This is a genomic window from Micromonospora sp. NPDC050695 (assembly GCF_040654415.1).
GTDB lineage: Bacteria > Actinomycetota > Actinomycetes > Mycobacteriales > Micromonosporaceae > Micromonospora.
Genome location: NZ_JBFAHZ010000091.1, coordinates 1 through 11,499, shown reverse-complemented (window position 1 = coordinate 11,499; position 11,499 = coordinate 1). Strand labels below are relative to the sequence as shown.

Genomic DNA, 11,499 nt, shown 5'->3' with positions numbered 1-11,499 from the left:
CACCGGCTCGGCGGCCGGCTGTCCCACGGTCGTCTCGGTCGTCATCTGGCGTCTCTCCCTTGATCGGTCGATCAGCCGTTATTTGTACAGTCCCACTACCTGCAGTACCGCAACGTACGCCCGGACTACGTCGACCGGCTGTGGAACCTCGTCGACTGGGCCGACGTGACCGCCCGCTTCGACGCCGCCCGCGCCACGAGCCCGAAGCTCTGACCGGCGTGACCGGTCCGGTTCCGGTCGCCGCCGACCTCGTGCAACGCGCCGCCGGGGTCATCGCCGCTCGCGACCGCGGTGATCTCGCCGGTGCGGAGGCGCTGCTGGCCTCGTTCGACACCGAACAGGCCCGCACCCTTGGCTTCTATTTGCTTGCCGACCTCGCTCTCGGCCTGGTCCGCGCCCAGACCGGTCAGTCATTGGACGACCTCGTCCGGGAACTCACCTTGCTCGTGGCGGCCACACCGCCGCCCCCGCCTGCCTGACCGGCGACAGCCCGCGCGCCGCCGGTGTTCGCCGGCTGATGACCTGCGGGCTTCCGCTTCCTGCCTCGTGTGCCGGCCTACTGCTCCCGCGAGTCGAGAGCTGGGTCATCCTTGACGGCTTCCTCCTCGCGGAACAGTTCACGGCGCCATTCGGCGAACCGGCTTCGGAGATCGTCCAGCGCTGGGCCGGTGACGCCGTACTGGGCGAAGTCGTCGGGGTCGAGCCGGGCGGCTTGTCCGAGGGCGTCGGCGAAGATGCGCGGGTCGAAGCCGCGGTCGGCGCGTTGGGCGAGGGTGAGGAGGGCGTCGCGGGTGTAGCGGCCGGATCGGAGCGTGGCGTCGATGTCGATGAAGTCCCGGGCGAACGCTCGTCCGTAGAGTGCGCTCATCTTGTTGGCGACCGCGTCGTCGGGGTGGAGTACGGGTCCGATCGCCATGAGGATCGGTTCGTTGGCACGCCAGTCCACGCCGAGTTCGACCTTGGAAACCCGCGCGCCATCGGTGACTGCGAGCCGGGCGAAGGTGTCGTACTGCCGCTCGGTCTCGACGGTGAGGCCGTCGTCTCGGTAGGCGTTTACGACGGCGGCGACCGCGGCGGTGAACTCGTCGCGGCGGTCCCACGCGGTGAACAGGTCGACGTCCTCGCTGGGCCGCTCGACAAGCCCGGCTGCCTCGACCGCGTAGCCGCCGGCCAGCGCGAAGCCGTATCGATCGGCCGCCGCGAGGCCGGTGCGGGCGAGGCGTTCGTGGAAGGGGTCCACCACTACGCCGCGTTGCTGCGGGTCGCGGCGAGTTCGGGGAAGGCGTCCTCCCAGCGTCGGCGGAGTTGGGATGGCAGCCACAGGGTGGGCCAGAGCCGCCGGAGGAGATCGGCGTCGAGCCAGGTGTGCAGATCCTCGACGGTGCTGGCCTCGGTGAGGACCACCTTGTACATGCTGGCCAGGCGGGCGGGCCGTTCAAGGTGGTATTCGGCGTGCCCGGACCAGTCGAGGTGACGCGGAAGCGTCACCGTGCCCTCGGTCGGGCCGTGCAGTGCGGCCAGGGTTTCGGCCACCACGTAGGGCTTCCGGTCACCGTAGGGCCGGTAGTCCGCCGGCGGCTGGGGTGATGTTCGGCGCCGGTTGAGGTTGGTTGCCCGTCGAACCTCTGGTCGGAGCGCCTGACGGATGGTCTCTCGGCTGTATCCGGTTACCCGCTGCAGATCCACCGGCCGCCAGCCGGCCGCGTGAAACGCCCGTAGCTGCTCGTCCCGCTCGGTCAACGCAGCCGCCCGCGTCGCCTCGTACCGGGAGACAACCGCGTGCAGTTCGTCCTCGGAGAACCGGCTCATACCTGTCAGCCTACTACGCTAGGCCAAGCATGCTTGGCTTCACTGTCATTCGGACGCGGGTCCTCACCGACGGCTGCCTTGATGGCCAGCAGTGGTTCCGGAGCGAGTCGTACCTCGTCGATGACCTGTCTACTCAACCAGCGCACGTTCGATCTGCGAGGAGGCGCTCTTTCGATCTGCGGATACATCCGTGTTCGATACGCGGGCCTGCGGCGTTCGACCTACGGCATCCAGCAGGTTGCTCAACTCCTGCCAGCCGTTACCCGGCTCCGGTCACGCGCAGGTCGGCGATCAGCAGGTCGAGCAGCCGTTCCTCCATCACCGCGCGGCCGGTCCGCCGCATCGACTCGCCCAGCGACTCGTCCCACGGTGTCCGGGTGGGCGTACCGATCAGTGCCGTGCCGGTGCCCGCCCTCGGCAGGTAGTCAGCCGCGGTCATCCGCCACGGCACCGCGCCCCGATACCGCTGGAGAGCCGCCGCAGTCAGTCGTACGCCGGTCCAGTCGAAGTCGTTGCGCCACCGGATCGCCGCTCCGTGAGCGGCGCCGAGCAGTGTGTGGACGGCGACCGACGGCACTCCTTCGGTGCAGATCAGCGGTGGGGCCTGGGCACCGAGCGTTGTGGTGGCCGCGCGCAGCACCGCGGGGTTCTCGCAGACGTACACCTCGTCGCAGTCCAGTGTGAGCGGTGCCAGGCGCAGTTGGTGCAGGGTCACCCGCATCGGCACACCCGCCTGCGCGGCCTCCGTCAGCCACCGCCCGACCAGCCCGCCGGTGGCCCGTACGTTGAGCACCAGCACCTGGCTGGCGAGGTCGTCCGGGACCAGACCAACCGATTCCCACAACGCCCGTTCCCGCTCGCCGTCGACCGGGAGCGCCGCATGCTGCCAGATGGCGACGGCACGGAGGACGAGCCCGCGCAGCGGCCCGTCGGTGAGGGCCTTTGTGTCGTCCAGCACCCGGTCGGCGAAGACCGGAATCGGTTCGTCGGCCGCGGGCAGCGCGTCCAGGACGCGGACCACATCCTCGAACGGCAGTCCGGCGCGGACGATGCGGGTCAGGGTGCCGTCGCGGCGCAGCCCGTCGAGCCACTCGGCGTACCAGGCGGTGCCGGCGTGCCGACCCTCATGGGCCGCGGCGAGGACGGCGTCGCGGGCCACCGCCTCGCGTTTGAGGTCGGACGGTCGGTTGCGCAGCGGGGCCGTCGTGGTGAGCACGTCGATCAGGCCGATTCCGTGCGCGGCGCGTAGGTGCTCGTCCAGGTCGCTCAGTCGGATGCTGAGGCGTGCCGCTGCGGCGGAGCGGTGGGTGCCGGTGATGCCGATGATCACGAGACGTTCGTCGCCGGTGGGGGTGGAAAGCGTCACGGTGGTGTCGAGCCGGCCACCGCTGCGTTCCAGGCTGCGCCGGGCGGCCACCAGCAATCTCCGCCAGCCGGGCTGCTCGACGAGATCCGCCGGACCGCCCGGCCGATCCCGCTCGGCCGGCACCAGCGACGGGTGTGCGGCGGCCCGATCCGACGGCCGTTCGCCGTGCCCGTCGGTCATTCGGTGAGGTCGAGCAGCACGCCGGCCCGCTCGGGTTCGTCGCGAACACCGAGGGCGCGGCGGGTCTCCGGGGAGCCCAGCGCACGGGCCAGGGTTCCGTCGAAGTCGGCGATGTTGGTCGTGCCGTCCCAGACCAGCAACACGGTCGACACGGCGTGTTCCACGGCGGAGTGCGACAGGTCGTAGTGTGCGGCACCGCTGACCGCCGGGTGGGTGGCCCAGAGGTCGTAGCCGGTCATGAACAGGTCCAGGTCGAACTGTTTCGCCAAGGCCATCAGCTCACCCCGGCCGGTGTCGTCCACGCCGGCGAACGCCTCGTCGAGGCCGAGCAGCCGCGGTGCGTCAGGTCGGGCCGATCCGAAGAGCGCGTTGGCGGCGGCGAACAGCGGCAGGTGCAGCGAGACCGACTGTTCGCCGCCGGAGAGCTGGCTGTGTCGGGCCCGGGTCAGCGCCTCCGCGCCGCCGCCGGGCCGGTGCAGGGTGAACGCGAACGTCCGCCACTGCCGGTAGTCGAGGACGTCGCCGAGCAGTTCCCGGTAGGGCCGTTCGGGCGCGGCGGCCCGCGCCGTCTTGATCCGGGCGGCGAAGTGCCGGCGCATGGCGGTGAGCTGGGCCGGACCGAGCCGGGCCGGGTCGCGTTCGAGCAGTTTGCAGACTTCGCGTTGCTCAGCGTCGAGGTCGTCGGCGAGCCGCCAGCCGACGCCCACGGTGAGCCCCGAAGACATCCGGCGGGCCCGCATCTGGCCGTCCATCGCGGCCACCAGGTCGCGGGCCTCGATGGTGCGGTGGTGGATCTGCCGGGCGAGTTGCCCGAGCAGGGCGTCCTCCAGCACCCGCTGCTCGGAGTCGGTGAGCAATTGCTCCTGGTCGCGGCGCTCGCGGGCGATCCGCTCGGCGAAGTGGGCGACGGGAGTGAGGCCCTGCTCGTCTGCGACCCGGACCACGATCACCCCGTCGTCGGTGTCCCACTCGGGTCGGTGGTCGAGGCCGGCGGCGGGAAGTTGCGCCTGGAGCTCGGTAAGCGCGGTAGTGAGCCGGGTGGCGCTCTGCTTCAGCGACGTCTCGGTGGGGCTGAGCTCCCGAGTGGCGGCGAGAATCGCCTCGTGCAGGGCCGCCACCTGCGGATGTAGCTCGTCGTCCGGGTTCTGTGCCGGCCAGCGCAGGTCGGTGGGGCAGCGCAGCAGGCCCAGCAGGTCCGGCTGGGCGTACGGGCGCAGCCGCTGGGCGTCGTGCTGCGCCTCGGCGACGGCGGCGACCAGGGCCTGCTCGCCCAGCTCAACCCGGGTCAGCGCGGCGGCACGCCGCTCCCGGGCGGTGCCGAGTGCGGTACGGTCCCGCTCGACTGTCTGCTCCGCCTCGATGATCGCGTCGGCGGTCCGGGCCACGTCGGCCAGCACCCGTTCCGCGTCGGCGCCCACGCTGGCGCGCAACGTCCGGTACGCCTCCGCCTTCTCCTGGTGCCGAGAGAAGGCCGCACGCGCCGTGTCCTGTGCGGCGGCGAACCGGTCGACTGCCTCGTCGCACCGTTGCCGGGCCTGCTCCTCCTGCTCAGCGGCGCGCGCGGCGACTGTCCGCGCGCCCTCCAGGCGTACCCCTCGCTTCTCGAAGCGGCTCACCGCTTCGGCGGTGTCGTCGAGCCGATCGACCGGCAGTGACCGCTCCGCCGTGCTCCGCCGCAGCGCGGCCGCGGCGGCGGCCCGCTCGGCCAGGGCCTGGTCGAGGCGGGCGGCGGCGGCCGCGCTGGCCTCCTGCCGGGCGCCCAGCGTCGCGACGGCCCGGTCCAGCTCGCGCAGCGCCGTGTGGACCGGTGCGGGTGCCGGCAGGTGCGTGGCGGCCGCATCCACCGCGGCCAGCAGCGCCTCGATGGACGCCCGGTCGCGGTCCACCGCGTCGAGGTCGGCGTCGATGATGATCAGCAGCCGCTCGCACTCGGTGACGCGGGCGGCGCGGCGGGTGGCCCGGGCGGTCGCGCCGATGTACTCGCAGGAGGCCTTGGCGAACCGTCCGGCGGCGATGCCCTGGGCGTACCGGCCGTCCACGCCGATGGTGACCGGCGCGGCGTCGGGCGTGGTCACGTCGGCAAGCGCCACCGAGGTGAGTACCTCGGTGATTCGCGCGGCGGGCACGGCGTCCTGTTCCTCGGGGGCCAGCACGTCGGTGAGGGTGGCCCCGGTGGGCCGCCGGTGCGGCGGCAGTGGCAGCAGGTAGCCGTCGAGGTCGTCGCCGGCCAGCGCGGCCGTCGCGGTCCCGGGGTCGGGGTGCAGCCAGGCGTCCAGCAGCCCGGCGGCGTGCAGCGCCGCCTCGACGGCCGCCGCGTCCTGGCCGGTCACCCCGTCGGCGAAGCGGACCAGTCGCCACAGCGGCGCGCCGGGCCGGCCGGCGCGCGGCGCGGGCCGGGTCGCCGGGGCGGGTGGGGCGTCGTCGTGCTCGGCGGCGATCCGGTCCCGTTCGGCGGCCACCTCGGCCCGCCGGTCGGCCAGCGCCGCCCGCTGCGCCGCCAGCGCCGCGAGCCGGTCCCGCCGCTGGGTCACCGCGGTGGCCGTGGCGTCGGCGTACACCTCGCGCAGGGTCCGCGCGCCCGGCTCGCCGGTGGTGTCCACGACGGCGGCCAGCACAACCGCCAGGTCGGGGTGCGCGATGTCGGCCAGCAGCCCGGCGTTGCCCTGCGCCCACTGCTCGAGCTGGGCGCGCAGCCGGGCGCGGGCCTGCGCGACGGCGTCCTCGGCGCGCCGCTCGGCCTGCTCGGCGTCGTCGGCGGCGGCCGTGGCGCCGGCCGCGTCGGCGGCGGCCCAGGCGTGGTCCCGGTCGGCCTGGTCGTGCCGCGCCACCTGCGCGCGGACGGCGCGCACGTCGTCGCTGCGGGCGGCGGCCCGGGCGGTGATCCGGGCCGCCAGGTCATCCGGGGCGGCGTCGTCGGCGCTCCAGGTGATCCCGGCCGCCTCGGCGTCGAGCAGGAGATCGGCGGCGAGCCGGTCGACCGCCGTCCTCGTGTCCCGAGCCGCGACCGTCGCCCGTTCCCATTCGGTGCGCCGCCGCACCACCGTGCTCTCCTCGGCGACAACGGCCTCGTCGGCCCGCCCGGCCGCCTCAGCCAGGTCGTGAACGTGCCGTTGCAGGTCGGCGAGCTGCTCGTGGGAATGATATGCCGCCGACGTCTTCAGACTGTCAAGGTGGGCGCGCAGCCGTCCGGGCTCGCCCTCGACGGCCCGCAGCCGCTCGCCCGCCGCAGACTCCGCCTCGGCCGCCGCGTCGGCCGTGTGCCGGGCGTCGTCGAGTGCGGTCGACCGGGTGGCGACCGCGTCGCGGCGGGCGGTCAGGGCGTCGGCGGCCGCCCGCGCGTGGGTCCGCAGATAGGTCGAGTAGACCGTCAGGAACGCAGCCGTCGCGGCGTCCGCCGCCACCAGCCCTTCGAGGGTACGGGCGACCGCCTCCATGTCGTCGAACGAGCGGGCGGCCTCCACCAGCAGGTGGTCCTCGACCGGGCGCAGCCCTCGTTGCAGCGTGCGGGACAACTCGACCGGGTTGAGGTCCTTGGCCAGTTGCGGCTTGCGCAGGGTCAGCACCAGGTCCAGCAGTTGCTCGTAGCGGGCCGGGCCGAGACCGAACAGCCGTCCGTCGACGAGCTGCCGGTAGTCCTCCGCCGAGTCCCGCACCGCCTCGGCGCCCAGCCGGTCGATCAGATCGCGGCGGGTCAGCGGCCGGTCGTCGGCGTCCAGCAGCGAGAAGTCCACCCCGACCCGGCCGTCGACGACGAAGTGCCAGCGGGTGACCCGGTCGACGTGCCGGTGCGCCCGCAACCCGATGCCGACGGTCACGTACCGCTCGCCGTCGCCGAACTCCATCCACACGTACGCGTGGGTGACCTCCTGCCCACGGTAGAGCAGGTTCGACTTCATCGTCCGGTCCTCGCTGGCGAACGGGTTGAGCCGGCGCGGTTCGATCCGCCCGTCGAGGACGAACGGAAAGAGCACCTCAAGCGCCTTGGTCTTGCCGGAACCGTTGGGCCCGCGTAGCACCAGCCACCCGTCGACGAAGCTGAACTCCTCGTCCCGGTAGTCCCAGAGATTGATGATCCCGGCCCGGGTGGGAGCGAAGCGGCGCACGGCGCGTTGCTCGATCACGATCGACTTCCTTAGAACAGGGTCTCGGTGGTGGCTCGGGGCTTGACCGTGGCGACGGTGTGGCGGTAGCGGCCTACCAGCGGCCGGACGAGCACCCCGCCCGGCACGGCGGTGACCGCGCCGAACCGTTCCAGCAGCGCGACCGCCTCGCCGCGCAGCCGCTCCTGGTCGGCGTGCCATTGGGCTCCGAACGCGGTCCCGTACCGCTGGAGAATCTCCCCGACGGCGGTACGCAGGAAGCTGTCGGTGATGAACGGCAAGCGTTCGGCGTGGTCGGCCTCGTCGTGGCCGGTCTCGCCCTCGACGGCCCGATGCTTGTCCGGACCGGCGTCGTCGAGGCGCACCAGGGTGGCCGTGGGCAGGCCGGCGTCGATGTGGCCCGCCAGCGCCTGCTGCCGGGCGTGCCCGTCAGGCGGGGTCAGCCGCTTGACCCGGCGGCCGTCGGGATCGGCAACCCGGTCGGCCATCTCCACCGCCAGCAGCACCGCGGCCTGCGCCACCGAACCGGTGCCCGGGAACCGCTCCACGGTGAACCCGCTGGTGTCCACCAGCAGCACGCCCTCGGCCCGCCGCTCCACCCGCAGCCCGGTCAGCCGGGCCAGGTCAGCGGCGAACGCGGAGCCGCGCAGATGGTTGGCGACCGCCAGCTCGACGTCGACGTGGTAGACGACCGGCGACTCCACCACCGCCCGCCGGGCCGCCTGGGCCGCCTGCCGGCGCTCGGCGTTGCCGCTGCTGCCCAACGCCCGGTCCAGCAGCGCCGACACCGACTCGACGTGCTGCAGCACCCGGGTTGGCCGGAACAGCGCGAACACCACGTCCCGCGCCACGTCGTACAGCGCCTCCCCGGCCCCCGGGTCACTGGCCCAGGCGGCGCTGGAGCCGTCGGCCAGCCGCAGCACACCCCGCTCCTCCAGCCAGCCGACCGCGTCCACGAACGCCCGCCGGTCCGGGCCGTGGTCCGGATCCAACCCCAGGCCGGTGATCCGGTTCGCGTCGCCGGCCACCGAGTCGGCCAACTCGCTGAGGGTGATCTGGATCCCGGCGCGGCCCAGCACCGCCAGGCACAACGACAGGTACGCGTAGCGCTGCCGGTCGAACGGCCGCCCGGTGCGCGACACCGCCGGCTGGGTGCCGTCGAGCCGGTCCTTCGCCCGCACCAGCCGGGCCGTGGAACCGTGCAGCTCCAGCCGATAGCCGAACGCCTCGGCGAGATCCCGGCGCAGGGTGGCGGCGAACCGCCGCACCCGGGGCAGCGCCCGCTCGTCCGGCCAGGTCGCCGTGATCAGCGGATGGCGCAGGACCAGCCGGACCGCCCGCTGGTAGTCGGCCAACTCCCACTCCGGAACGTCGACGGCGAACCGGTGGACCGCGGGCCGGGGAGCGCTGGATTCCGTGGTCACGCCGGCACCAGCTCGGGACGGCGGACCGCGGTGTGCTGCGCGGCGGTGACCGTCAACGCGTACCCGTCCAGATGCAGCCGGCCCTCGGCGGTGCGCACCGTGGTGAACCGGCCCGGCGCCGGGGTGAGGGTCAGCCGCACTCCGTGCGCGGCGGCCGCCAGCGGCACCCCGGCTCGCCCACCCACCCGAGCGGCGAGGGCGATGTCGAGCAGACGCAGCAGGACCTGGGTCTGCGACCGATCCAACTGGTGATCGTCGACGCCCACGCCGGCCAGCACCGTCGCCGCGTCGGCCAACCGCCGCTCCCGGGCCAGCTGATCGCCGCGCAGCCGGTGCCGGCGCTCGTCGACCCGGTCCAGCCGGGCCGGCCGTCCCCGACCCTGACCCGGTGCCCGGCCGGTGGTCACCAGGGTGCGGGACAACTCCACCGCCGGCGCCTCCCACCACGACAGCCGGCTGGCGATCGCCTCCGGATCCGGGTGCGCCACCCCGGCGTGGCGCGGAGCGCCGAGGCCGAACACGACGTCGAAGAGGGCGTGCGCGGCCTCCTGGGTGCCGGTGTGGGTGAACCACGCGGCCAGGTGCCGCAACTGCGACTCCCGGCTGACCCCGCCACGTCGCGCCTCGGTGACCCGGCGCAGCAGGGCCAGGACGTCACCGATCGCGGCGATGGTGGCGTCCGACAACCGGTCCGCCTCGCTGGGCTGCTCCGGGCCCGGCGGCGCCAACCAGGACCGCAGCCCCGCCCAGCGCCGCCGCCAGTCCTCCAGCCGCTGCACCGGGGTGTGGAACAGCCGCTCGTCGGCCTCGGCGGCGGCCTCGATCAGCCGGTCCAGCCCGGTCGCCTCGACCTCGTGCACCGCCGCGCGCAGCCGGGGCGTGTACCGCTGCAACTCGTCGTGGAAGTCCCGCAGGTGAGCCAGCAGGGCGTCCTTGTGGGCGAGGAACACCTCCGGCCGCACGTCGTTGGTCCGGCCCAGGTCGCCCAACATGTGATAGAAACGCGCCGCCCGCTCGGCGATGTCGGCCAACGCCCGGTCCAACCGGTTGAACTTGCGGTAGACCTCCTCGGCATCCCCGGCCTCATTGGCCGCAGCGAGCGCATTGAGGTCCGCCAGCAGGTCGGCGAAGACCAGCCGGGACAGCGTCGAGTCGTCCATGCTCGCCGACAACACCGCCTCCACCGCCCGGTGCGCCCGGTATCCGGCCTCGGTGAACTGGTATACCGAGTGCCGGTTGCGGTACTCCGCCAGCGTGGTGGCCCGGGAACCGTCCTGCCCCCGGTCGAGTACCCCCCACTCCACCAGGGCGTCGAGCAGCCGCGGCAACTCCAGCCCAGCCGGGTCCGGGCAGTCGGCGTTCGTCTCGTGCAGCCCCGCCAGCGCGGCGGCCACGTCGGAGGTGTGCAGCACCACGTGGTAGCTGGACCGCGCCGAGTCGAACGCGCGCAGCAGCCACAGGTAGGCGAACCGGTTCTCCGCCGTGACGTAACCGAACAGCCGCATCCGGTCGTCCAGCCCGAAGTCGTCCAAACCGAACGTGGGTCGGGATGGCTGCGCGGTCATCGTTCTCCTCCCCAGGACGCGAACGGCTACCCACCCTACCCACCCGGTCTCGAAGGGCAGCGAGGCGCGCGGGGCACCGGCGGTCTCCGAGGTGATCGTGGAACCTGCGTCCAGAGCTGCTGCGCCTGGGTAGGCGCTGTGACCCGCAGCCCTGGCCGGCGCGACCGGTAGCCCCGAGATCGGACAGGCTGGCCATGTACGCGAGCTGTCCGGCTGTACCTTCGGATCTTCAAGTGGGCCTGTTCTTGCGCCGCACGGCGTACAGGTCGACCCGGAACCGGTCGGCGAACAACGCCAGCTTGTCCCGAGTCGGCGAAGCCATGGTGACCAGGCCCGGCGGCTCCACCGGTGCGAAACTGCTCCGGTGCCGCGGTGGTGTCCTCGCCGCGCAGGTCCAGCAGACGTGCCAGTCGGGCGTCATGCGCCCGTAACCGCTCCACCTCCCGCTGAAGATCGACGAACTCGGCCACCGAACTCATGCCGACCATCCTCGCGGATCGGGCTTCGAGCACCCCGACACCGGTCCGCTATCCTCCGCCGATGGCATCGAAGGGCAACGCCGCGCTGGAGGCGATGATTGAGGAAGCCACGGTCGACGCGTACGGCGACGACGAGCAGCTCGCCGGCCTGTTCACCATGATCGAGGAGCATCTGGCGGTGCCGTTCACCACCACCGTCCTCGGCGTCGAGGTGACCGTGCGCAAGGTCGACCTGACCGCGGACAGCATCGTCGCGGTCTGCGCCCGAGGCCGCCACCGGCAGAAGATTGATCTACTCGACCTGCCGCCACCCACCCCGCCACCGGACGGCGCCGGGTGGATCGACGCACTTGGCCGAGGTGTACGGCGCCGAGGTGTCGAAGCAGACGATCTCCACGATCACCGACAAGGTGATGGACGGGATGGTCGAGTGGCAGAACCGGCCCCTCGACAGGGTGTATCCGGTGGTGTTCATCGATGTCATCAACGTGAAGATCCGGGACGGGCAGGTCGCGAACCGGCCGATCTACGTGGTCATGGCGGTCACCGTCGACGGGCACCGCGACATCCTCGGGA

Annotated in this window: 8 protein-coding genes and 2 pseudogenes; 4 read left to right on the top strand and 6 right to left on the bottom strand. The window is 72.9% G+C overall.

The features are described 5' to 3' along the window. Window positions 1–99: 99 nt before the first annotated feature. Both AB0H52_RS30855 and AB0H52_RS30850 read left to right on the top strand, forming a co-directional pair. Window positions 100–213: a Fe-Mn family superoxide dismutase gene (locus AB0H52_RS30855; protein ID WP_357951786.1), complete on the top strand. Its 114-nt coding sequence runs from the start codon at window positions 100–102 to the stop codon at window positions 211–213. 5 nt (window positions 214–218) lie between these two features. After that, window positions 219–479 (top strand): superoxide dismutase, encoded by a 261-nt coding sequence (locus AB0H52_RS30850; RefSeq protein ID WP_151492982.1) that lies wholly within the window; start codon window positions 219–221, stop codon window positions 477–479. Between the two features lie 77 nt (window positions 480–556). On the opposite strand, the gene AB0H52_RS30845 is transcribed toward AB0H52_RS30850, so the two are convergent. The 6 genes from AB0H52_RS30845 to AB0H52_RS30820 all read right to left on the bottom strand — a co-directional run bounded on the left by AB0H52_RS30845 (window position 557) and on the right by AB0H52_RS30820 (window position 10,444). Continuing rightward, window positions 557–1,240, bottom strand: coding sequence for a nucleotidyl transferase AbiEii/AbiGii toxin family protein (locus AB0H52_RS30845; RefSeq protein WP_357951783.1), 684 nt, complete (start codon window positions 1,238–1,240; stop codon window positions 557–559). A 2-nt stretch (window positions 1,241–1,242) separates the two neighbouring features. Next, the gene (locus tag AB0H52_RS30840) at window positions 1,243–1,809 is read right to left on the bottom strand and encodes a hypothetical protein (RefSeq protein WP_151492983.1); all 567 of its coding nucleotides are present in this window, start codon (window positions 1,807–1,809) and stop codon (window positions 1,243–1,245) included. A 259-nt stretch (window positions 1,810–2,068) separates the two neighbouring features. Then, the gene (locus AB0H52_RS30835; protein WP_357951781.1) at window positions 2,069–3,355 is read right to left on the bottom strand and encodes a TIGR02679 family protein; all 1,287 of its coding nucleotides are present in this window, start codon (window positions 3,353–3,355) and stop codon (window positions 2,069–2,071) included. Then, window positions 3,352–7,476, bottom strand: coding sequence for a TIGR02680 family protein (locus AB0H52_RS30830; RefSeq protein ID WP_357951779.1), 4,125 nt, complete (start codon window positions 7,474–7,476; stop codon window positions 3,352–3,354). The genes AB0H52_RS30835 and AB0H52_RS30830 overlap by 4 nt, the downstream gene beginning before the upstream one ends. 11 nt (window positions 7,477–7,487) lie before the next feature. Next, window positions 7,488–8,879 carry a DUF2398 family protein gene (locus AB0H52_RS30825; protein WP_151492957.1) on the bottom strand — a complete coding sequence of 464 codons (1,392 nt, stop codon included), beginning with the start codon at window positions 8,877–8,879 and terminating at the stop codon, window positions 7,488–7,490. After that, window positions 8,876–10,444, bottom strand: a complete 1,569-nt coding sequence (locus AB0H52_RS30820) for a TIGR02677 family protein (RefSeq protein ID WP_151492958.1) — start codon at window positions 10,442–10,444, stop codon at window positions 8,876–8,878. The genes AB0H52_RS30825 and AB0H52_RS30820 overlap by 4 nt, the downstream gene beginning before the upstream one ends. Before the next feature lie 540 nt (window positions 10,445–10,984). On the opposite strand from AB0H52_RS30820, the pseudogene AB0H52_RS30815 reads away from it, so the two are divergent. Then, window positions 10,985–11,272: pseudogene (locus AB0H52_RS30815) on the top strand (hypothetical protein); the annotation flags it as partial. Next, window positions 11,265–11,499, top strand: a pseudogene (locus tag AB0H52_RS30810) (transposase); the annotation flags it as partial. The pseudogenes AB0H52_RS30815 and AB0H52_RS30810, both read left to right, overlap by 8 nt.